Origin of the sequence: Treponema sp. JC4, from assembly GCF_000260795.1 — a bacterium.
Classification (GTDB): domain Bacteria; phylum Spirochaetota; class Spirochaetia; order Treponematales; family Treponemataceae; genus Treponema_D.
Genome location: NZ_AJGU01000030.1, coordinates 1 through 21,573 on the forward strand (window position 1 = coordinate 1; position 21,573 = coordinate 21,573).

Consider the following 21,573-nt stretch of genomic DNA (forward strand, 5'->3'; position numbering starts at 1 on the left):
ATGTATGTGATTACTTCCAGGGAATGACTGTAACTGTCGGCTTACACGCCCGCCTTCTGGCAAAAAAGGTTACTGCTCACGATGTCTGGGAAACCTTCTGCAAACACTATGAAGGTCAGCGCTTTGTAAAGGTTGCCGGCTTTATGGGAGAAGGCACATTACCGGAGCAGTTTATTCCTGCAAATACACTTGCCAACACCAACGATATGCAGATTTTTGTTTACGGAAATGATGACCGCATCTGCGTAACAACAAGATTCGATAACCTTGGAAAAGGCGCTTCGGGTTCTGCTGTTCAGTGTATGAATATTAGTATGGGAATTGATGAGGGAACGGGTCTTTAATTTCGTAGAAGAAACTGAAAAAAAATGGCGATAGGGAGTGGAGGTGTGGGGCAAAAACATTCTATTTTTGTCTGCCGCGCTAGCGGCGCGTTAAATAGTTTCCTGACAAAAATAGCATGTAGCGAGGTACCGAGCGGTTTTGTTCCATACCTTCACGACTGAAAGCCATTTTTTTATAAGTTACACATTGAATTTAAAGAACAATACATCGCCGTCCTGAACGACGTATTCTTTTCCTTCCTGGCGGTATTTGCCGGCTGCCTTGATGGCGGCTTCGTCTTTGTACTGGCGCAGGTCGTCGATGGTGTAGGCTTCGGCGCGGATAAAGCCTTTTTCAAAGTCTGTGTGGATTACACCGGCTGCGCGTGGAGCCTTGTCGCCGGCGTGGATTGTCCAGGCACGGCACTCATCAGGGCCACCTGTAAAGAAGGTGCGCAGTCCCATGAGGTGATAAGCCTTGCGGGCAAGAGTTGCAAGTCCGCTTTCCTTAAGTCCAACGCTGTCCATAAAGTCCTTGCGGTCAGCCGGGTCGGTAATCTCAGCCAGGTCAGCTTCAAACTTTCCGCAAATTACTACAACTTCTGATTTTTCTTCAGCGGCATATTTTTTTACAACTTCAACATAATCATTTGTCTGGGCCTCAATAGAATCCTCATCAACGTTTGCAACGTAAAGTGTCGGCTTCATTGTAAGGAGGAACATATCGTAAACGGCAGCTTTTTCATCATCTGTCAAATCTGCCATGATTGCGCGTTTACCTTCCTGCAAAAGAGGCTTGATTTTTGCAACGGCACTTGTCCATGGAGCGTATTTCTTTTCTTCTTCCTTTCCAAGTGAACGTACTGCGCGGGTAACCTTGTCCTGGCGGGTTTCGATTGTGTTCAAATCGGCCTGGCAAAGCTCGTAGTTGATTGTAAGAATATCTGTTTCAGGGTCGATTGGAGCTGCTTCGTTTGCATTTTCGCGAACGTGCATAATATCTGGGTTATCAAAACAGCGTACAACGTGAGCGATAACTGAACATTCGCGGATGTTTGCAAGGAATTTGTTTCCAAGACCTTCGCCGTTGCTGGCACCCTTGATAAGACCTGCGATATCAACGAATTTTACGCTTGCAGGTGTCTTCTTTTTAGGGTTGTGAATGGAAGCCAGAAAATCAAGGCGCTCATCAGGCAAATCAACAATACCAATATTCGGGTCAATTGTACAAAAAGGGAAGTTCTCTGCCGCAGCTGGAGCCGCAGTCAAAGCCGAAAAAATAGTAGACTTTCCAACGTTAGGAAGTCCAACGATACCACATTCCAAAGACATAAAAAATCATCCTTAAAAATAAAAAATGTCGAATAAAATATAACTCAAAAAATGATTTGTTTCCATATATATGTGTATGTAAAAAGAATTCGCTTTATCAGACAATCGATTGTATAATTTTTATCATGGGAAAGAGATCTGATAGCCTGCTTTTTAAATTTGGTGTTATTTTCGCTGTTTTTACTGTTGTTACAATCGGCATGAGTGGAATTGCAATGTATTTTACGCATATGGCTTCTTATAAGGCCGAGCGGGAAAAAAGTGTAAAGCAGGTTGCCTCCTATCTGGAAAAGGTTTTGACGGTTGATGGAAATGATTTTGCTTACTGGCAGGAGTATTTTTATCCTAATACGCAGAAGCTTCTGGTTCCTTATACCTTTGATGAAACAAGCATACGTCTTGCAAGAAAAAAATACGAACAGCTCTTTGCTCAAAAATATCCTGGAAAAATGATGGGTATTGATATTTCCTTTAATGAGCTTTCTGACGATGTAAAATATGCCTATACGGTTTATAAGCACGAATATTATCTGGAAAAATTTGAACAGGCCAGAGAACGCTTTAATCTTGCTTATGTTGAATATGTGATTCCTGAAGTTCTTGAGGATGGAGAAACTCTCAGCGTAATGTATGCTCTTGATTCTATGCGTGAAGAGCGGACTGTTGACGGTAAAAAATATATTGAACTTGGAATTACGGTTGAACACAAAAAAGAGGAACATCCTCACGAGTGGGAATCCTGGACAACGGGAAGAACGCCTGCCGGTTTTGATGTTTTTGACAACGAATACGGAAAAGATTATGCCTGCTACCTTCCTCTTTATATAAACGGACAGAAACTGGGACTTATTGGCGTTGAAGCTGATATTTTAAAGGTAAACAAAAGAATTTTAATAGAAACTGTAAAATTGATGTTCTGCATTACCCTTATTCTGATTTTTGCAGTGAGTCTTATGCTTGTTTTCATTTACAAGCGCTATATTGAAAAGCTTTATAATCTGAAAGAAAGCGTAAAAAGATATTCGCAGGGTAAGAATGCAGAAATTGCAAGTGATATTGAAAAAGAAGCTACCGGCCAGGACGAAATTTCTGTTTTAGCCCTGCAGGTTTCTTCGATGATTTTTGAGCTGGAAAATTATATGCGTAATCTGCTGGAAACTGCAAAGGAGCTTCGTGATACTCAGCAGCGTGCGGATGCTATGAATGAACTTGCAATTAAAGATGCCCTTACGGGAATCAGAAATAAAACTGCCTATGATAATGAAGCCCATCAGATTGACTGGAACATTGCTGAAGGAAATGCCGAATTTGCCATTGTTATGGTTGATATGAACTTCCTTAAGAGAATTAATGATACTTACGGCCATGAGCAGGGAAATATTGCAATCAAGCGAACCTGTTATATTGTCTGCCATGTATTTAAGCATTCGCCGGTATTCCGTGTGGGCGGAGATGAGTTTGTTGTAATTTTGAAAAATGAAGATTACAAAATTCGGGATGCCCTTATCAAGGAATTTAAAGATCAGATTGCAGAAATCTCGAAAAATAAAGACTTGAAAATCTGGGAGAGAGTTTCTGCGGCAATAGGAATTGCTGTTTTTGATGCTGATATTGATACTTCGGTGGATAATGTTTTCCGCCGTGCCGACAAGGCAATGTATCAGAATAAAAAGGAAATGAAGGCTGTAAGGGATTAAAACTCTTATTTCGCCCTTATTTCAGCCAGTTTCAAAATCCTCTGATTTTCTGAGCCACGGAATTCCAGCATTAAGTTTTTCTGTTCTTCGATAAATGGGCCGTCTACCAGCACGTCAATGCAGTTTAAAAGCCGGTCTGTGAACTCAGTGTATTTGCGGCCGCCTTTTATCAGGTCTTTGTCGTAAATATAGCCCGTCCAGCACCAGATAGTTTTGTTGGGATAAATTTTTTTGATTTTTTTCGCAGAAGGGAGCAAGAACTTCTTGATTTTCTTCTTCAAAAGGCTCGCCGCCTAGAATTGAAAGCCCTGAAATGTGTTCGGGTTCAAGGGCTTTTATGATTTCTTCTTCAGTTTCGGCTGAAAAAACATTTCCAAAATGAAAGTTCCAGGTTTCCGGCTGGAAACAGCCCTTGCAGGCATTTCTGCATCCGCTTACAAAAAGGGAAACGCGGACCCCTTCGCCGTTAGCCACATCAATTTTTTTAATTGCTCCGTAGTTCATAAAAATATTATCGGATGTTACGGGCGAAAAATTAATGCGGAGGTGAAAGAGGCTTTTTACGGTGGGGGCAGGGGCACCTCTCGGCGCGGCAATGAGCCTTCCCACAGGCCTTCTAACTTAAAACCGCTTTTGCCAGCTGGTCAGCGCAGCTTGTGCTTTTGAAGCCGCAGATGTTTCCGGAAAGCTTTGCCGCAATTTCCTCAGCCTTCATGCCTTCTACCAGCTTAGAAATTGCCTTAAGGTTTCCGTCGCAGCCGCCGTCAAAGCTGACGTTTGTAATTGTTCCGTCATCGCCCCGGCTAAAGTGAATCGCACGGGCGCATACGCCCTTTGTTTTGTAGGTGATTTCTTCCATTTTAAAATCTCCTAAAGGTGCAGTACTCGCTCTTTAATTTCCTGGGTTCGGCCCTGATTCCAGTACTGGGTGCCGATGTAGCCGCAGGTTCGGCGGGTTACGTTCATGGTTGACTGGTCGGTGTTGCCGCACTGAGGACACTTCCAGATGAGTTTGCCGTCGTTGTCTTCTACAACCTGAATTTCACCGGTGTAGCCGCATTTCTGGCAGCAGTCAGATTTTGTGTTGAGCTCGGCGTACATGATGTTTTCGTAGATGTGTTTCAAAACTGCCATAACAGCCGGAATGTTGTTTTCCATGTTTGGAACTTCAACGTAACTTACTGCACCGCCAGGACTCAGCTCCTGGAACTGGCTTTCAAATGTAAGCTTTGAGAAAGCGTCGATATTTTCTGTTACGTGTACGTGGTAGCTGTTTGTGATGTAGTTTTTATCTGTTACGCCTGGGATTTCGCCGAAGCGCTGTTTGAGGGCCTTTGCAAACTTGTAGGTTGTGCTTTCAAGCGGTGTTCCGTAAAGGCTGAAGGCGATTGTGCTTTCTTCACGCCATTTTGCGCAGGCCTCGTTCATGTGCTTCATGATTTTGAGGGCAAATGGTGTTACGCTTGGATCTGTATGAGGCTTTCCTGTCATGTAGCGGACGCACTCGCAAAGACCTGCATAGCCCAGAGAAATTGTTGAGTAGCCGTTGAACAAAAGCTTGTCGATTACTTCACCTTTTTCAAGGCGGGCAAGGGCACCATTCTGCCAGAGGATTGGGGCAACGTCGCTAGGAGTTCCCAGAAGTCGTTTGTGGCGGATCATAAGGGCGCGGTGACAGAGTTCAAGGCGTTCATCAAAAATCTGCCAGAACTTTTCTTCGTCTTTTCCCGAAGAGCAGGCAACATCTACCAGGTTGATTGTTACAACTCCCTGGTTAAAGCGGCCGTAGAATTTAGGGCGGCCTGTTTCGTCGCGGTAAACTGTAAGGAATGAGCGGCAGCCCATGCAAGGGTAGCAGTTTCCTTCCTTAAGCTCGAACATCTTCTTTTCTGAGATATAGTCAGGAACAAGGCGTTTTGCAGTACATTTTGCCGCAAGCTCTGTAAGGTAATAATATTTTCCGTCCGGTGAGATGTTATCCGGCTCAAGAACGTAAATCAGTTTAGGGAAGGCCGGTGTAACCCAGTAGCCTTTTTCGTTGCGGACTCCCTGAGTTCTCTGCTTGAGAACTTCTTCAATAATAAGGGCCAGATCAGCCTTTTCCTGTTCGTTTTTAGCCTCGTTCAGGTACATGAATACAGTTACAAAAGGGCTCTGACCGTTTGTTGTCATCAAGGTTACAACCTGATACTGAATTGTCTGAACACCCTTTGTGATTTCATCTGCAAGGCGGCGTTCAACGATTTTGTCGAACTGTTCCTTTGTGAAGTTCACGCCGGTTTCTTCAATCATATTGTTCAGTTCTTTGATGAGCTTTTTGCGGCTTACGTCAACAAATGGAGCCAGGTGAGTGAGCGAAATTGACTGTCCGCCGTACTGGCTTGATGCAACCTGGGCAATAATCTGAGTTGCAATGTTGCAGGCAGTAGAGAAAGAGTGCGGTGTATCGATTTTTGTTCCGCTGATTACAGTTCCGTTCTGCAGCATGTCTTCCAGGTTTACCAGGTCGCAGTTGTGCATGTGCTGGGCAAAATAGTCAGCATCATGAAAGTGAATAATTCCTTCGTTGTGAGCCTGAACGATATCTTCATCAAGAAGGAAGCGTTTTGTAATATCCTTGGAAACTTCGCCAGCCATATAGTCGCGCTGAACAGAAACTACTGTAGAGTTTTTGTTAGAGTTTTCCTGCTTTACTTCTTCGTTGGCACATTCGAGAAGAGAAAGAATCTGCTTGTCGGTAGAGTTTGCCTTACGAAGCAGGGCATGGCGGTAGCGGTAGGTGATGTAGATTTTTGCAATGTTAAATGCACCGATTTTCATCAGCTCGGTTTCTACAAGATCCTGAATGGCTTCTACGTTAAGCTGAACCTTGCTGGCTTTACATTCTGCGCCAACCTTTGCGGCAACCGCCTTAATATATTCGTCTGTAAGTCTGTCGCTTTCCGGTACAACGGCATTTGCCTTAGAGATAGCAGTCTCAATTTTTCTGATATCGAAAATTGCTTCTTCGCCGTTACGTTTAATGATTTTCATTTTTCCCACCTTTTTATGATGTTCGTGTCCGCCTGTTCGTTTGTGCCCACTAGCTCTAGTGCTAGATATAGCGGATACGTAAGGTTAACTATACTATCCCTAGTGTTTTTGTTCAATATTTTAGGAAAGAAAAAATGGAAAATCTAAATAATATTATTCCGGAATCAGTCTTGTCAGTGTGTTGTCTTTCTGTCTCCAGTTTTTATCAACTTTTACCTGAAGATCCAGTTCAACCTTCTGAATGTAAATCTGGTTGAGTTTCTTGAGGGCAGCAGCACGGATTTCCTTGATTTTGGATGCGCCTTTTCCGATTACGATTCCCTTCTGACTGTCGCGTTCAACGCAGAGAAAGGCGCGGATCCAGAGCTTTTTACCTTCGTTGCGGCGTTCTACGTCGGCAACAGTAACGTAAACGGCGTGAGGAATTTCCTGTTCCAGACGGTTGATTGCTTCACCGCGGATAACTTCCTGAACGCGGAAGGTTAAATCCTGATCGGTGTAAGTTTCTTCATCATAAATAGGAGCTGCAACCGGAGAAATATCGTAAAGTCCTTTTAGAACTTCATTTATTCCAATGTCCTTTTCGGCAGACATTTCAAAAATGCGGTTATCAGGAACTTCCGGCAGGGCGTTTTTAATAAAGCTGCGGATTTTTTCCGGACGAGCCTGTGCTAAATCAGTTTTGTTTATTGCAATTACAACTTTATCCTGAAGTTTTTCCAGAAGGGCAGCAGTGTGGTTTTCTTCTTCGCCCGTTTCGCGGGTGGAATCAATTACATACAAAACAGCATCAATATCTTCCAGCTGACTTTCAGTAACAGAACGCAGACGCAGGTTCAGCTTCTTTTCCGAATCGTGATAGCCTGGTGTATCAATAAAAATAAGCTGTCCCAGCGAAGTGTTCACAATTCCCTTAATTGCGTTTCTTGTAGTCTGCGGAATCGGCGAAACAATGCTTACCATTTCCTGGCAGGCCGTATTCAAAAAAGTCGATTTTCCAGCCGACGGCCGCCCGATAATTGCAACAACTGCAGTTTTAAGTTCCTGATTTTCTTCTATATTCATAATCATATTTTAACTAAAATTTGTGGAAAATCCACCCTTTGTGTGTTAAAATCTTCCAATATGACTGAAGTAAAATTTCAGAATGGTGCTCCGATTGGGCTGGGGGCTGTGATTGTTGAAGGCGGTGTTAATTTCAGCGTTTACAGCAAAGCGGCTACGGCGGTGGAGTTGTGTTTATTTGATTGTGAAGCGGACGAAAAGCCATCTGTAAAAATTGAACTTGATCCTGTAAATAACCGTACGGGAAATATCTGGCATATCATGGTTGAAGGCTTAGGTGCCGGGGCTATGTACCTTTATAAGGTTACGGGGCCTTATGTGCCTCCTGCCGGCCTCCGCTTTAACTCGCAGAAATATCTTTTTGACCCTTACGCAAAGGCTTTTACGCGCGGGTCGGTTTTCCGTTCTTACAATAAACTTCGACGCGCAGGAATTGACACGGGCGAGCTTACTGACCTTTCGGACTTTCCAAAGTGCATTGTAATTGATGATAAGGCTTTCGATTGGGAAGGGGATAAGCCGCTCAATCTTCCTATGTATAAGTCGGTGATTTATGAAACTCACCTCAAGGGCTTTACGGCTTCTCCTTCTTCTGATGTTGATAATCCGGGAACTTATAAGGGCTTTGCCCAGAAGGTTGATTATCTTAAAAAACTGGGAATTACGGCGGTTGAGCTGCTTCCAATTTTTGAATTTGATGAAAACGAAAATGCAAATATAAATCCGCGGACTGGCGAGCATCTGGTAAATTACTGGGGTTACAGCACTATCGGATTTTTTGCACCAAAGACGACTTATGCCGCTGACCAGACTCCGGGTGGGGCTGTGCGCGAGTTTAAGCAGATGGTGAAAGACCTGCACAAGGCTGGAATCGAAGTTATTCTGGACGTTGTTTACAATCACACTGCCGAAGGAAACGAGCACGGCTATACTTTCTGCTACCGTGGACTTCAGAACGACGTTTATTATTCGCTGCCTTTTGGCGAAAAGCAGTATTACATGAACTTTTCGGGCTGCGGAAATGCGATGAACTGTAATCATCCGGTTGTAATAGAATTTATTCTTGCAAGCCTGCGTTACTGGGTTTTGGAAATGCACGTTGACGGCTTCCGTTTTGATTTAGCATCTATATTAACGCGCGGTCAGAATGCGGCTCCTATGGAACTGCCTCCGCTTACAAACGCTATTCACGAAGACCCGATTTTGTGCAATACAAAAATTATCGCTGAACCTTGGGATGCGGCTGGCCTTTATCAGCTGGGTGGCTTTCCTGGAGGTCCCCGCTGGGCTGAATGGAACGGCCGTTTCCGCGATGATATCCGCCGCTTTATCCGGGGTGATGAAAAAATCGCGACTGCCGCTGCAACCCGAATCGCGGGAAGTTCAGACCTCTTCAATCACGACGGACGAACTCCTCAGTGTTCAATAAACTTTATCACGGCTCACGACGGTTTTACCCTGAATGACCTTGTAAGCTATAACGGAAAGCACAATGATGATAACGGCGAGTGTGGACGTGACGGTTCTGATGATAATCTGAGCTATAACAACGGCTATGAAGGTGACTGTACAAATCCTAAGATTGAAAAAGCCCGCCTTTACGCAATCAAAAATTACCTGCTCTATCTTTTGCTTTCTCAGGGCGTTCCAATGCTGCTGGCCGGTGATGAATTCCGCCGCACCCAGCATGGTAATAATAATGCCTACTGTCAGGATAACGAAATCGGCTGGATTGACTGGTCACTGGAAAAGAAGAATCAGGGACTTGTCAGATACGTGTCTAATCTGATATGTTTAAGGCTAAACCATCATGTTTTCAGAAACCGTCATTTCTTTGGCGAAGGTCAGGGAAGCGGCTCTAATATCACCTGGTATAATGAGCTGGCAAAAAATCCTGACTGGTCTAAGATGAACCGTTTCCTTGGTTTTAAGGTTTCGGCAAATGATGGTTCGGATGATTTTTATCTGGCTACAAATAATGATTTGTATGACCTTACAGTAACGCTACCGGCTTTAGGCGGCGGTAAGAAATGGTATCGCGTGGTGGATACCTCTTACGACAGCCCTGAAGATATATTAGAAGCAGAAAATGCAGAGCTTTTGAACGAACAGCGCAGATATGTTTTGTTCGCCGGTTGCTCGGTTTTGCTGATGGGAAAGTAATTTCCCGAAAAATTTAAGCCAAGTTCTAAAAATTTGGAGGAAGAATTATGGTATTTAATGCTGAAGAGTTTAAGGAGAATTTGTCAGCACGTTTGCGCCGTCAGTACGGTAAGGACATTTCACAGGCAAACAAGCACGATTTGTTTGATGCAGTTTCAGCCAGTGCTCTTGAACTGATTATGCCAAACTGGATGGCAACAAGAGCTGAGTATGAGAAAAAGCCTACAAAGCAGCTTTATTATCTTTCTGCAGAATTCCTGATGGGACGTGCCTTGAGCAATAACCTTATGAATGCTCAGATTAAAGATGCTGTAAAAGATGTTTTGAAATCTATGAACATTGATTACAACATGGTTGAAGATGAAGAGCCTGATGCAGCACTTGGAAATGGTGGTCTTGGTCGTCTTGCTGCCTGCTTCCTCGATTCTATTGCAACTCTGGATTACCCTGGACACGGATACGGAATCCGCTACGAATACGGTATGTTCGAGCAGAAAATTGAAGATGGTTACCAGGTTGAATATCCTGATAACTGGCTTATTCACCGCGATCCTTGGGAAATCAAACGTTCGGACCTTTCTGTTACAGTAAGATTCGGCGGAAACATCGCTTACGGAAAAACTCCGGATGGAAAACCACGCTTCTACATCGAAAATGCAGAAGAAGTTACAGCCGTTCCTTACGATATGCCAATCATCGGTTATGATACAAATACTGTAAACACTCTCCGTCTCTGGTCAGCAAAATCACCAAACGGATTTGATTTGCAGCTTTTCAATAATATGGATTACAACCGTGCAGTTGAGCGCCAGAACAGCGCAGAAAACATCAGCCGCGTTCTCTATCCTAACGATTCGGGTCCTTCTGGAAAGGCTCTCCGCCTCAAGCAGCAGTACTTCTTCTCTTCTGCTTCTTTGCAGGATCTGGTTCGCCACTATGTTGCTGACTACGGTACAGACTTCTCTAAATTCGCAAGCCTTCACGTAATTCAGCTCAACGATACTCACCCGGTAGTTGCAATTCCTGAACTTATGCGTATCCTTCTGGATGAATACAATGTAAGCTGGGAAGAAGCATGGGATGTTGTAACTCACACATTTGCCTATACAAACCACACTATCCTTGCAGAAGCATTGGAAAAGTGGCCAATTGATATTTTCCAGGGATTGCTCCCTCGTATCTATCAGATTGTTGAAGAAATTAACCGCCGTCTTGTTGTAGATTTGCGCGCTAAATATCCTGATGATTACGAAAAACAGCAGCACATGTCTATTATCCATAACGACAAGGTTTACATGGCATGGCTTGCAATTCACTCATGCTTCAGCGTAAACGGTGTTGCTGAGCTTCATACTGAACTTTTGAAAACTGCTGAACTTAAAGACTGGTATGCTTTGTATCCTGAAAAGTTCAACAACAAGACAAACGGTATTACACAGCGCCGCTGGCTTTTGAATGCAAACCCTAAGCTTGCAAAATTCATCACAGACCGCATTGGTCACGGATGGGAAAAAGACCTTACTCTTCTTAAAGGTTTGGAAAAATTCCTTGATGATGATGCTTCTTTGGACGAGCTTACAAAAATCAAGCAGGAAAACAAACAGGCTCTTGCTGATTACCTCAAGCATACTCAGAATGAATTCCTTGATCCGGATTCAATCTTTGATGTTCAGGTAAAACGCCTTCACGAGTACAAACGCCAGCTTTTGAACATTTTGAACATTATGTATTTGTACAACCGCATTGTAGAAGATCCTTCTTACAACCCGCCGGCTCGTACATTTATCTTTGGTGCAAAATCGGCTTCAGGTTACCGCCGTGCAAAAGCAATCATCAAATTGATTAACACTGTTGCTGAGCGCGTAAACAATGACCGCCGCGTTCGTGGTAAAATCCGCGTTGTATTCGTAGAAAACTACCGCGTTTCTGTTGCAGAAAAAATCTTCCCTGCAGCTGATGTTTCTGAGCAGATTTCTACTGCCGGACTTGAAGCTTCGGGAACTTCAAACATGAAGTTTATGGCTAACGGAGCTTTGACACTGGGAACTATGGACGGTGCTAACATCGAAATCTTCGAAGAAGCTGGAAAAGAAAACGGCTTTGTATTCGGTCTTTTGACAGAAGAAATCAAGAAGATGGAAGCTGAGCACTCTTACCGCCCTCAGGAATGTCTTGAGAGAAATCCTGGTCTTGCCAAGGTTGTTGAGCAGTTGATAGACGGCACTTACGATCCAACTCACCAGCTTTTCAAAGAGCTTCACGATTCTCTGGTTTACGGTGTTGAAGGTCAGCGTCCAGACGTTTACTACGTTCTTGCAGACTTTGACTCTTACACAAAGACCCGCGAAAAGATTGCTGAAGTTTACGGAAACAAGAAAGAATGGGCCCGCATGGCTCTTAAGAACATCGCAAACTGCGGTAAGTTCTCTTCTGACCGTACAATCGAAGATTACGTTCGCGACATCTGGCACCTGAATAAGGTTGAAGTGAAATCTAAGTAAGGCTTACAGTTAGATATTAGCTGTTAGTAAGGGGCGACCGGTCATAAGGCTGGCCGCCTTTTTTTATTTCTGTCTCTTTTCAAGGGCCAGCATGATACAAAATACCAGCAGGCCGGCTGTAACGATTATTGCACCAAGAATTGCATCATGGCTGCTAAGATCAAAAAAGCCTTCGCCTTCCATTACGCTTGCAATGCCGTCAACACACCACATAAGTGCGGCACCCCAGAACATAAACATTATTTTAGAAATGCTTTTGCAGGGGCTTGCGGATTTTTTATTCACGGCATTTATGATTGTAAAGATTATTGCAGCAAGAATTGTAAAAATCAGACACATATGATTCCCCTTTCAGGCTCTTTGTATGGCATAAAGCGGATTCTTTCGTTTTGCCAGCCAGTCAGATAATTTGCAGACTGCAAACCAGACTATTGTTGTCAAAAGTGCCATTCCAACTCCGACAGTTGCCATTTCTTTCAGCATCACAGGAATTTCTTCAGGTGTACGCAATGCTGTCAAAAATGGTGGGAAGAGAATTACTTCCCCATGATAAATGTGTTCAATGGCTAAAAGAAAACTTCCTCCGTAAAGAAGATTTTCAAGAAGTCCGAGCTTCTTCTTTGTCTCCATAATCTTCTGTTTTTTGCTTTCAGAAATTACATTATCTGTATTTTTCTTAAAAGCAGCCTTTTTTGCCAGTGAAACAATAATTGCTTCTGCAAGTGGAACTGTAAAACATGCCATAGTTTCCTCCAAAAATTATATTTCTATATTTGAGTTTTCACACAAATTAATGATTTCTCTGTAAATGTCGCCGAAAGCTTTTCCATTTTTCCGAACGATTTTTGCCACGCTTTCGTATTCCGGATAAAAGCGTTTTTTTCCCTCTATCTGAACAATTTTTACCTGAGACTCGCCATAAGGAGTCTGGATATTCAAAAGCTCGCGTTCCAGAATAGTGCGGTTCATAGCAATCCGTCTGATTCCGATTGTGGTTGTATGAGTAAAAATGATTTTTTCAAGGCGGGGCATATCTTTTTCCTTGCAAATTACATTTAAAAGATATGCCGGGCGATTTTTCTTCATCATGCAGGGAATGTAGTGAACATCGTGGGCTCCTGCCGCCATAAGTTCTTCCATTACAAATCCCAGTGCTTCACCTGGACAGTCATCAATATTTGATTCAAGCTTGTAGATTAGAGGTTCCTGGGGAAGTACCTGGTTGTGAGCCATGGAAGTCTGATCATCATCAGAAGAATGATTTTCTATTATCATTGCGCGAAGAATATTTGTGCGGGCGTAAGCACGTTTTCCGGCTCCCAGTCCGATTTTTTTGATGACAAAGTTTTTAGGAAGAGCCTTGTCGGTCATAACGGCTGCTATAAAGGCTGCCCCAGTTGGAGTTACAAATTCCCCGTGGTCAGGAATAATCTGAAGGGGAATTGAATGAGTCGAAAGAATGTCTGCAACTGCTGGAACAGGAATGGGAAGAATTCCGTGCTGGCAACGGATTGTACCTGTGCCTTCGCATAGGTAGGGTACATAAACGTGGTCTGGTGAAAGGTTATCGTAGCAGACGGCAAGGGCGATAACATCAACAATTGAATCAAGGGCGCCGACTTCATGGAAGTGAACTTCATCAAGAGGAAGTCCGTGAGCCTTGCTTTCGGCCTGGGCAATTATTTCAAAAATGCGGCGGGCTAAATTACGGGCACGGTCTGAGAGCTTTGTACCGTCAATGACAGCAAGAACGTCTGCTAGATTTCTGTGATCGTGATGCTGATGCTCACTGAGGGAAGCTTCATGCTCATGGAGGTGGTGATGGTCGTGATGATGGTGCTCCTCCTCGTGCAGATGAGGATGTTCACCTTCCTCGTGTCCGAATAGATATTCCATATCATGATCATGATTTTCCTGGTCTAAAATTACTTTAAAATCACATGCTTCTATTCCGTTTTTCTTTACCCGGCTGATTTCAACCTTAAAGCCTTTTGCCGGAATTGAATCCAGGGCGCGTAAAAGTTCATCCTTATCTGCCCCCGCCTCCAGAAGGGCTGCAACTGCCATGTCGCCGGAGATTCCCGCATTACATTCCAAATATAAATCTTTCATTTTGTACCCCCGAATACTGCCAGTCTGTTGATTTGTGTTGCTGTATAAGCCGCCCCGAATCCGTTATCAATATTTACAACAGAAATTCCGTTTGCGCAGGAATTAATCATAGTAAGAAGGGCAGAAAGTCCGCCCAGGTTTGCCCCGTAGCCGACCGAAGTAGGCACTGCAATCACAGGAACTTTTACAAGACCTCCGATTACGCTTGCAAGAGCCCCTTCCATCCCTGCAATCGCAATTACCACGTTTGCGCTGTTCAGTTCATCAGTTTTGGAAAGCAGCCTGTGAATACCGGAAACTCCAACATCGTAAATCCTTACAACTTTGCTTCCCCAGAATTCTGCGCACTGAGCTGCCTCTTCTGCCACAGGAATATCTGCCGTACCGGCTGTGCAAACTGCAATCTTACCGGTAAGTACTTCGTTTTCTTTTCCGGCCCTTATAGTTCTGGCAACTTTATCATATTTTACACAAGCCTGAGCAGGCAGAATTGATTTTGCAATTTCAAACTGATTTTCTGTTGCCCTGGTTCCCAATACTTGACCATGGGCCTTATATAATCTTTCAAAAATTGCTTTCAGATAGTCATCTGCTTTACCCTGGCAGAAAACAACTTCACTAAAGCCGGTGCGTGAAAGCCTGTCTGTGTCTAATTTTGCAAAGCCTAAATCTTCATAATCACTCATTTTAGAACCTCGTTCATGCTTCCGCTTCTAAAACCTTGTAAATCAAGTGTTACATACGTAAAACCAAGCTGCTTGAGTTGTTGGATGATTTTTTCGCGAAGTGAAAGGACTTTTTCCAGTTCATCTGGCAAAATTTCAATACGGGCAAGCTTTTCTCCGTGAATGCGGAGCCGAAGCTGCGAAAATCCCATATTGTGTAAAAGATTTTCTCCTGCCTCTATCATCTTAAGCTTTTTCAGGGTGATTTTTTCACCGTAAACAAAGCGGGAAGAAAGGCAGGCTGCCGATGGTTTATTCCAGCAGGCAAGTCCCATATCCCTGGAAAACAATCTGATTTCTTCCTTGTAAAATCCGCAGTGCATAAGGGGAGTTTTTATTCCCAGTTCAGAAATTGCCTGCATTCCAGGACGGTAATCGCCTGTATCACTCAAATTGCTGCCTTCGCAAACTTCAAGAAATCCTTCCTGCTTTGCAACTTCCTTAATCTTTGTAAAAATTGCTTTTTTGCACAGATAGCAGCGGTTTTCAGGATTTTTTGAAAAACCTGCGATATCAAGCTCGTTATAGTCAATTATAATCTGCCTGATACCATATTTTTTGCAGAAGTCTTCAGTTTCATGAAAATCTTTTTCTGGAAATGAATGTAATCTGACTGTCACTGCAAGCACTTTATCACCAAGAAGGTCATGGGCTACTTTAAGCAGGAAGCTTGAATCAACGCCGCCTGAAAAAGCTATGGCTGCACTTTTTAGAGAAGTCAGATATTTTCGCAGGTTTTCCAGTTTTTCCATAAATTAGGCTTCAAAAATCTTCTGAACCTTTTCCAGAAGCTGGCGAACAGGAAGCTTCTGAGGACAGCTCTTTTCACAAAGACCGCATTTTATACAGTCAGATGCTTTTCCGTTGTTTGAAGTGTGGAAGGCATAAGAACCGTCGCTGTTAGGATTTTTGAAGATTGCCTTTGAATTGTAGTCAGAAAATAAATCTGGAATCAGAATCTTTTTAGGACAGCGTTCCGTACAGTAGTGGCAGGCTGTACATGGAATTGTTCCAAGTCCGTGAAGAATGTCGCGTACTGCAAAAACTGCATTCATTTCTAATTTTGAAAGCGGTTTAAAATCCTTCATATAGCTTAGATTGTCTTTCATCATTTCCATACTTCCCATTCCGGAAAGCACCATAAAGTTCAGAGGATAAGATGCCGCAAATCTGATTGCATAACTTGCGTAGCTTAAATTATTTCCAAGGGAGTCCAGAACCTTTTTTGCTTGGTCAGGAAGATTTACAAGGCCACCGCCTTTTACAGGCTCCATGATGATTACAGGTTTATTGTATTTCTCGCAAACCTCGTAGCAGAGGCGGCTTTGAATTCCTGGATCATCATAATCAGCATAGTTAAATTGAATCTGAACTACTTCAATTGCAGGCTGTTCGCTTAAGATTTTATCAAGGAAAGCTGCATCATCGTGGAAGGAAATACCAATATGATGGATTTTTCCCGCTTCCTTCAATTTAATAAGTTCGTTAAAAGCATCGCATTCCACAAACTGAGGATAAACACGTTTATTCAGGGCATGAGCAAGATAAAAATCAAAATATTCAACGCCGCAAAGCTCCAGCTGCTGCTGAACAAAGGGAGCTATATCCTCTTTTTTAGAAAAGTATGGGTCTGTCAGCTTGTTGGTAAGGGTATATTCAGAGCGGGCATGTCGGGAAGTAAGGCAGCGTTTTATTGCCTTTTCACTTTCTCCTTCATGATAACCGTGTGCAGTATCAAAATAATTGAAGCCCTGAGCAATAAACTCATCTACCATTTTACAAAAATGCTCGTCATCAATGCTTCCGTCCTCTTTTAGGGGAAGACGCATACATCCAAAGCCAAAATTCTTCTTAACTTCTTTAAAAGGGTTGCCAGACACTGTTTACTCCTGTGCTGCGGCAGATTTTACCCGCAGTAATTGATAAAAAAATATCCGTGTTTAATAAAAGCACGGATACACAATATTGTCTCATATAAAACTACAATAAGTATAAGCAGAAAAATCTAAATTGCGTAATAATTTATTATTATATTTGTTATATTTTCAAAAATTCTTCTTTTTCAATTGCCGGGCTGTATAAATATCCCTGATAGAGTTTTACCCCGATTGATTCAAGGGCATCCCGCTGCTCTGTGGTTTCAACAAATTCTGCAATTACACGGAAGCCAAGAGATTTTGAAAGATAAACAATTGAATTGATGATTTCCTTTGTGCGCTCGTTTCCCAGAATTGAACGCACAAGGTTACCGTCCAGTTTTACCATATCAAACTGATTGTACTGCAGGTACTGAAGGCTTGTGTGCCCCATGCTGAAATCGTCCAGGGCGAAGGTGTAGCCCAGAGCCTTAATTTCATTTATGAGGGCGGCAGTTTCTTCGGTTGTTTCAAGGGCGGTTTCCTCTGTAATTTCGATGCAGACTGAGCCCTGTTTGAAAGGATATTTTTGGCTCAATTCGCGCAGGAAGGGCAGAATCCTCTTATCATTCAGGGTAGAAACCGTAATGTTTACGCTCATCTTAAAGCTTTCGCCGAAAATCTTTTTGATTTCTATAGAATCTTCAACTGATTTTCTTATAATCGCTGTTTCAAGTTCATATAGATTTGCACTTTCTTTTGCAAGGTGAACTACAAGCGGCGGATAAACAATGCCGTACTTGCTGTGATTCCAGCGCAAAAGTGCCTCTGCACCGATGCACTTTCCCTTGTTATCAAACTGGGGCTGATATTTCATAAGAAGGGAGTTTTTATCAAGCGATGGAAGTCCGGTAAAGCCCTCTGCAAGGCTTTCTTCCAGGTCATTTACCAGATGTTTTGCAAGCTGGCCTTCGTTTCCCTCGCATTCGGTAAGGGTAACAGGCTCTGTTGTTTCTTCGCTGTGCTTGAGGATTTTTACAAGGGCCTCCATAGAGTTGGAAAGCTTGCTCATATATTTCTTTTCGTAAAGCAGCACAAAAGGCGTGTAAATTGCAACAGAAATAGCCATGTTTACAAACTGAACGAAAATTGCCTTTACAGAACCGGTTGCAATAAATCCGCTTAAAAATACCGGAGTTGTCCAGTTTACTTCGCTCATAACGTGAGGAATAAAGCCGGCCTTAGTCATCAGATAGGCAAAGGAATAGCTAACTTCCGGAACAAGGATGAAAGGAATAATCAGGAATGGATTGTAAATAATCGGAAATCCGAATACAAGAATTTCGCTGATGTTGAAAAGGGCAGGGGCAGCGGCAATTTTTCCAAGTTTTTTAGAGTTTGCGGTTCTTCCAAAAATCAGAAGGGAAAGTAAAAGTCCAAGAAGGGAGCCGGTTCCACCTATGAAAACAAAAGTGTCGATAAAGGTTTTAGAAACAATCTGCTGGGGAAGAATAGACTGAAACAAATCAATGGCAACCTTATCCAGAACCTTATTTCCGTGAATTCCAAAACACCACAAAACAGAAGTAATCAGGATGAACAAAAATCCGCTGGCATAGGAACGCTGCATTTTAGAAAAAATTCCGCTAACTGCTTTGATAAATAAATCCTGAATTCCCGAAACATCAAAAATCATCATAATCAGATAGTTGAAAAGCAGAAAAATCAAAACTGTGCATAAATAGGGAAGAATTACCAAAAAAGAGCCGTTGAAAGTTGAATCTGCGCTTTCGATAAAAAGGCTGGATTCTTTTCTGAACTTCTTAAAAAGCCTTTCGAATTTCTGATATAGAATAGAAGCAAAAACGCCGGCAAACAAGGCACTAAAGAGTCCCTGACTGCTCAACTCCTTCAAATCAAAAGCCTGTGAAAAAATCCCGCTCAGAATAAAAAAGCTTGTGAGGGCGGCAAGAAGGCTTGCAAGTTTATTAATCAGCTTCTGACCTTCCTCCGTGGAATTTGTGTAGCTCAAATTTATGGAAGCGGTCATATAAATTGGCAGGAGGCCGAGTGTTGTAAGCTGAATCAAAAAGAGAAGATATTGAATTGCCCCGCCTAAGAATGTGGAGATAAATTTCTGATAAGCCGGAATAGGAAAGTAAACCAAAAGAACAGAAAAACTTCCAATAAAAAGAATCGGAAGAACCATTACCAGTCCGTTTCTTATAGTGTTGAAAATAAGTGTAAGAAAGTTTGAAGTTCTAAGTTTCATAACTTTTAATTATACACCTCATTTATATTACTGTAAAAAAAAGATTATGCTATACTTCCCTGCTATGAACGCTAAACTGATTTTATTTGTATCTTCCTTCGGACTTTTGCTGACCGCCGCAATCTGGGGTTTTGGTTTTGTCGTTGTAAAAGACAGCCTGGATTACGTTGGAGCCTTTTATCTTGTTGCCCTTCGTTACACCCTTGCAAGCGTCGTAATGGCAGGCATAATTGCAAAAAGATGGAAAAAGTTTAACCGCTCTTACCTTAAGCACGGAATCCTGACAGGCTGCTTTCTTGGACTTGGTTATCTCAGTCAGACAGTAGGCTGCGCTTTTACAACCGCCGGAAAAAACGCCTTTCTTACCACAATTTATGTGATTTTGATTCCCTTTTTCACATGGATTTTCTTTCACCACCGACCGCGAACCCACGTTTTTATTGCTGCCATAATGTCTGTAACCGGAATCGGTCTTCTTGCCCTGGGAACCGGAGACACCGCCGGCGTAAACAAGGGCGACATCTTCACCCTGATCTGCGGCATTTTTTATGCCCTCCACATTATTTTTACCGAGCGCTTCAACGCCAAAGGCGACGATACCCTGCTTCTTACCAACGTCCAGTTTATTGTTTCTACAATTTTAGCCTGGAGCACCGCCTGGCTCTACGACGGCAAGTTTGACGCCTCAATTCTTGCAGATTCAAGAATCATGATTTCCGTAATTTACCTGGGACTCTTTGCCACAATGATCTGTTTCTGCCTGCAGAACATAGGATTAAAATACGTAAAATCATCCCTTGCCTCTCTTTTTCTGAGCTTTGAATCCGTTTTCGGCGTCCTCTTCAGTACAATCTTCCTGCACGAAAGCCTTACTCCCCGCATGCTGACCGGCTGCATCCTGATTTTTGCCGCAGTAGTGCTGGCGGAGAGGAAAGAGTAGAGTGAAAAAGGAGGGGGAGACCTTCCCCTCCTCAATATTACTTTTATTCTTCCAAATCAATTTCCATAATTTCATAAAAATTGCAGCAGAGGGTACGGGCTAAGTCAGAGATACTTTTGCCAGAGGCTTTATTTATATCATTTTGACGCTGCTCATATAGTTGAATCATTCGGAGGGAAACTCCGCTTTGTGATGCAAGTTCTGTTTGCGTCATACCTCGTGAAAGCCGAATTTGTTTTAAGTGTGTAGGACTGGCATTTTTATTTGCAAGAATGATTTTATTAGCAACATCCACAAATTTTGAAAGGTCAGCCTCGTGAAGGATATAGCGGGAAAGGATGACTGACGGAACAAGTCCGTATTCCTGTAAATCTGAAAAATGCAGGCCAGAATACCATTGATAATATGCCATAATCCAGCCAAGCCAAAATTCTGGGCCTTGATTGATGACTGTAGAAGAAACAGGAGTTATAGCTTTTCCAACTTTTGTAAGAACATTCTCGCAAAGATCTATACCTGACATTCCTGCAATATATTTTGGATTTGCGTGTTCAAATTTTCTTGCAATATCTGATTGAATAAAATATAGAAAAAACTGGTCGCCATCATAATTCAAAACGCGGAGGGCATAATCGAACATGGTTCCAAGATTTTGCTGGGCATCATCTAAATAGAATTTCTGGTATGCGTGCATCGCCATTTTTCATTCCTCCCCGGATAATATCCATAACAAATATTGCATCTTCTGAAAAAATTTTTGATTCAGATTTAATTTTATCGAAAGCCATTCGGGCTTGAGAATCTCTCTGTATTTTTTTAGGAAAATAAATTTTACTTTCTGCAATTGAACTTGAAATAAATTTGATTGCAGAAAATGCTTTTTGAGATTTTAAAACAATCTGTTCGCCGATTTTTCCCAGATACATTGCTTCATTTAGTTTGTGAAGAGGTATACTGTTATTCAAAAATGCCTTTGCAAAAGAAAAATACGAATCATCTGCTCTATAACCGCGGATTACATCATAATCTTTGTAAGGAACATAAAAATTATTCAAAATATAGTTTTTTGCAACTTCTGCAACCTCTGTGGAAAGTTCAAAATTTCTATTTTCCAGCAGAACAGCAAGCCAGTTTAATATATTAAAGTTCTTATCTGAAAGATTCAAAATCTGAAGCTCTTCTAAATTAAATTCGTATTCATTTGCAAAACCATCATTTTCTTCAGTGCAGCCCCATTCCTTCGCCAATTCAAGATTTTCTGTGCAATAAAAGCCATAGCCATAATCATTCTTTGGGTTTCCAAAATGATATTGAGGAGTCTTTATTGTATTTTCCGAACCATGATAAAGTTTGATTCTTGCCATTTGCAACCCCTTGTAACTATCGTTATAACGATAGTTACATTATATCGTTATAACGATAGTTTGCGCAAGAAAAAAATAGGGGTCTTAGGGGGAAGCGAAGCGTCCCCCTAGGAGAGAGGGTAGCGGACAAGACCGGAGCGAAGCGAGGACTTGGGAGCGCAGGGGGAGACTTCCCCCTCCTTCTGCATCT

19 protein-coding genes and 1 pseudogene are annotated in these 21,573 nt (G+C 42.5%); 5 read left to right on the plus strand and 15 right to left on the minus strand.

Annotated features, from left to right (window positions below; genetic code table 11):
- Positions 1–344 (plus strand): annotated as a pseudogene (locus tag MSI_RS14705) (N-acetyl-gamma-glutamyl-phosphate reductase); the annotation flags it as partial.
- Positions 345–524: 180 nt separating this feature from the next.
- Here MSI_RS14705 and ychF read toward each other — a convergent pair.
- The gene (ychF, locus tag MSI_RS10360; protein WP_009106654.1) at positions 525–1,655 is read right to left on the minus strand and encodes a redox-regulated ATPase YchF; all 1,131 of its coding nucleotides are present in this window, start codon (positions 1,653–1,655) and stop codon (positions 525–527) included.
- A gap of 125 nt (positions 1,656–1,780) precedes the next feature.
- Between ychF and MSI_RS14075 the strand changes: the two genes are divergently transcribed.
- Positions 1,781–3,352, plus strand: a complete 1,572-nt coding sequence (locus MSI_RS14075; RefSeq protein ID WP_009106657.1) for a diguanylate cyclase — start codon at positions 1,781–1,783, stop codon at positions 3,350–3,352.
- 5 nt (positions 3,353–3,357) lie between these two features.
- Here the strand turns inward: MSI_RS14075 and MSI_RS15025 are convergent, their stop codons facing one another.
- From MSI_RS15025 to era, 5 genes are all read right to left on the minus strand, one after another.
- Positions 3,358–3,609 (minus strand): 4Fe-4S single cluster domain-containing protein, encoded by a 252-nt coding sequence (locus MSI_RS15025; protein WP_237706505.1) that lies wholly within the window; start codon positions 3,607–3,609, stop codon positions 3,358–3,360.
- Positions 3,497–3,856, minus strand: a complete 360-nt coding sequence (locus MSI_RS14080) for a 4Fe-4S single cluster domain-containing protein (protein ID WP_009106659.1) — start codon at positions 3,854–3,856, stop codon at positions 3,497–3,499. The genes MSI_RS15025 and MSI_RS14080 overlap by 113 nt, the downstream gene beginning before the upstream one ends.
- 112 nt (positions 3,857–3,968) lie before the next feature.
- Complete coding sequence (locus tag MSI_RS10375; RefSeq protein WP_009106661.1) at positions 3,969–4,211, minus strand: TIGR03905 family TSCPD domain-containing protein; 243 nt, start codon at positions 4,209–4,211, stop codon at positions 3,969–3,971.
- An 11-nt stretch (positions 4,212–4,222) separates the two neighbouring features.
- On the minus strand, positions 4,223–6,385 hold the full coding sequence (gene nrdD, locus MSI_RS10380) for an anaerobic ribonucleoside-triphosphate reductase (RefSeq protein WP_009106663.1): 2,163 nt from the start codon (positions 6,383–6,385) through the stop codon (positions 4,223–4,225).
- Between the two features lie 153 nt (positions 6,386–6,538).
- Positions 6,539–7,450, minus strand: a complete 912-nt coding sequence (era, locus tag MSI_RS10385; RefSeq protein ID WP_009106665.1) for a GTPase Era — start codon at positions 7,448–7,450, stop codon at positions 6,539–6,541.
- Between the two features lie 60 nt (positions 7,451–7,510).
- On the opposite strand from era, the gene glgX reads away from it, so the two are divergent.
- Positions 7,511–9,613 carry a glycogen debranching protein GlgX gene (glgX, locus tag MSI_RS10390; protein WP_009106669.1) on the plus strand — a complete coding sequence of 701 codons (2,103 nt, stop codon included), beginning with the start codon at positions 7,511–7,513 and terminating at the stop codon, positions 9,611–9,613.
- A gap of 47 nt (positions 9,614–9,660) precedes the next feature.
- Positions 9,661–12,114, plus strand: a complete 2,454-nt coding sequence (locus MSI_RS10395; RefSeq protein WP_009106670.1) for a glycogen/starch/alpha-glucan phosphorylase — start codon at positions 9,661–9,663, stop codon at positions 12,112–12,114.
- 63 nt (positions 12,115–12,177) lie between these two features.
- On the opposite strand, the gene MSI_RS10400 is transcribed toward MSI_RS10395, so the two are convergent.
- From MSI_RS10400 to MSI_RS10430, 7 genes are all read right to left on the minus strand, one after another.
- Positions 12,178–12,453: a hypothetical protein gene (locus MSI_RS10400; RefSeq protein WP_009106672.1), complete on the minus strand. Its 276-nt coding sequence runs from the start codon at positions 12,451–12,453 to the stop codon at positions 12,178–12,180.
- A 12-nt stretch (positions 12,454–12,465) separates the two neighbouring features.
- Positions 12,466–12,858, minus strand: coding sequence for a hypothetical protein (locus tag MSI_RS10405; RefSeq protein ID WP_009106674.1), 393 nt, complete (start codon positions 12,856–12,858; stop codon positions 12,466–12,468).
- Between the two features lie 15 nt (positions 12,859–12,873).
- Complete coding sequence (gene larC, locus MSI_RS10410; RefSeq protein ID WP_009106677.1) at positions 12,874–14,226, minus strand: nickel pincer cofactor biosynthesis protein LarC; 1,353 nt, start codon at positions 14,224–14,226, stop codon at positions 12,874–12,876.
- A complete protein-coding gene (gene larB, locus MSI_RS10415; RefSeq protein ID WP_009106680.1) occupies positions 14,223–14,912 on the minus strand; it encodes a nickel pincer cofactor biosynthesis protein LarB in 690 nt (229 codons plus the stop codon). The genes larC and larB overlap by 4 nt, the downstream gene beginning before the upstream one ends.
- Entirely contained in the window at positions 14,909–15,703 is a 795-nt protein-coding gene (gene larE, locus MSI_RS10420; RefSeq protein WP_009106682.1) for an ATP-dependent sacrificial sulfur transferase LarE, read from the minus strand. Before larE ends, larB begins: the two co-directional genes overlap by 4 nt.
- A 3-nt stretch (positions 15,704–15,706) precedes the next feature.
- Positions 15,707–16,831: an aldo/keto reductase gene (locus MSI_RS10425; protein ID WP_009106684.1), complete on the minus strand. Its 1,125-nt coding sequence runs from the start codon at positions 16,829–16,831 to the stop codon at positions 15,707–15,709.
- A 157-nt stretch (positions 16,832–16,988) separates the two neighbouring features.
- A complete protein-coding gene (locus MSI_RS10430; protein ID WP_009106686.1) occupies positions 16,989–19,079 on the minus strand; it encodes a PTS sugar transporter subunit IIC/EAL domain-containing protein in 2,091 nt (696 codons plus the stop codon).
- A gap of 64 nt (positions 19,080–19,143) precedes the next feature.
- Here MSI_RS10430 and MSI_RS10435 point away from each other — a divergent pair, with 64 nt between their 5' ends.
- On the plus strand, positions 19,144–20,019 hold the full coding sequence (locus tag MSI_RS10435) for a DMT family transporter (protein WP_039924704.1): 876 nt from the start codon (positions 19,144–19,146) through the stop codon (positions 20,017–20,019).
- 43 nt (positions 20,020–20,062) lie between these two features.
- Here the strand turns inward: MSI_RS10435 and MSI_RS10440 are convergent, their stop codons facing one another.
- Both MSI_RS10440 and MSI_RS10445 read right to left on the minus strand, forming a co-directional pair.
- Positions 20,063–20,719 carry a helix-turn-helix domain-containing protein gene (locus MSI_RS10440; RefSeq protein WP_009106689.1) on the minus strand — a complete coding sequence of 219 codons (657 nt, stop codon included), beginning with the start codon at positions 20,717–20,719 and terminating at the stop codon, positions 20,063–20,065.
- The gene (locus tag MSI_RS10445) at positions 20,682–21,383 is read right to left on the minus strand and encodes a DUF3990 domain-containing protein (protein ID WP_009106690.1); all 702 of its coding nucleotides are present in this window, start codon (positions 21,381–21,383) and stop codon (positions 20,682–20,684) included. Before MSI_RS10445 ends, MSI_RS10440 begins: the two co-directional genes overlap by 38 nt.
- Positions 21,384–21,573 lie beyond the last annotated feature (190 nt).

Excerpts from the sequence above, each read along its gene's own strand:
- MSI_RS10445 (WP_009106690.1), bottom strand. The coding sequence starts at position 21,383 with ATGGCAAGAATCAAACTTTATCATGGTTCGGAAAATACAATAAAGACT.
- glgX (WP_009106669.1), top strand. The coding sequence starts at position 7,511 with ATGACTGAAGTAAAATTTCAGAATGGTGCTCCGATTGGGCTGGGGGCT.
- larC (WP_009106677.1), bottom strand. The coding sequence starts at position 14,226 with ATGAAAGATTTATATTTGGAATGTAATGCGGGAATCTCCGGCGACATG.
- MSI_RS14080 (WP_009106659.1), bottom strand. The coding sequence starts at position 3,856 with ATGAACTACGGAGCAATTAAAAAAATTGATGTGGCTAACGGCGAAGGG.
- nrdD (WP_009106663.1), bottom strand. The coding sequence starts at position 6,385 with ATGAAAATCATTAAACGTAACGGCGAAGAAGCAATTTTCGATATCAGA.
- MSI_RS10440 (WP_009106689.1), bottom strand. The coding sequence starts at position 20,719 with ATGGCGATGCACGCATACCAGAAATTCTATTTAGATGATGCCCAGCAA.
- MSI_RS10435 (WP_039924704.1), top strand. The coding sequence starts at position 19,144 with ATGAACGCTAAACTGATTTTATTTGTATCTTCCTTCGGACTTTTGCTG.
- larB (WP_009106680.1), bottom strand. The coding sequence starts at position 14,912 with ATGAGTGATTATGAAGATTTAGGCTTTGCAAAATTAGACACAGACAGG.
- MSI_RS10430 (WP_009106686.1), bottom strand. The coding sequence starts at position 19,079 with ATGAAACTTAGAACTTCAAACTTTCTTACACTTATTTTCAACACTATA.
- ychF (WP_009106654.1), bottom strand. The coding sequence starts at position 1,655 with ATGTCTTTGGAATGTGGTATCGTTGGACTTCCTAACGTTGGAAAGTCT.
- MSI_RS10400 (WP_009106672.1), bottom strand. The coding sequence starts at position 12,453 with ATGTGTCTGATTTTTACAATTCTTGCTGCAATAATCTTTACAATCATA.
- MSI_RS14075 (WP_009106657.1), top strand. The coding sequence starts at position 1,781 with ATGGGAAAGAGATCTGATAGCCTGCTTTTTAAATTTGGTGTTATTTTC.
- MSI_RS10405 (WP_009106674.1), bottom strand. The coding sequence starts at position 12,858 with ATGGCATGTTTTACAGTTCCACTTGCAGAAGCAATTATTGTTTCACTG.
- MSI_RS10395 (WP_009106670.1), top strand. The coding sequence starts at position 9,661 with ATGGTATTTAATGCTGAAGAGTTTAAGGAGAATTTGTCAGCACGTTTG.
- larE (WP_009106682.1), bottom strand. The coding sequence starts at position 15,703 with ATGGAAAAACTGGAAAACCTGCGAAAATATCTGACTTCTCTAAAAAGT.
- era (WP_009106665.1), bottom strand. The coding sequence starts at position 7,450 with ATGAATATAGAAGAAAATCAGGAACTTAAAACTGCAGTTGTTGCAATT.
- MSI_RS10375 (WP_009106661.1), bottom strand. The coding sequence starts at position 4,211 with ATGGAAGAAATCACCTACAAAACAAAGGGCGTATGCGCCCGTGCGATT.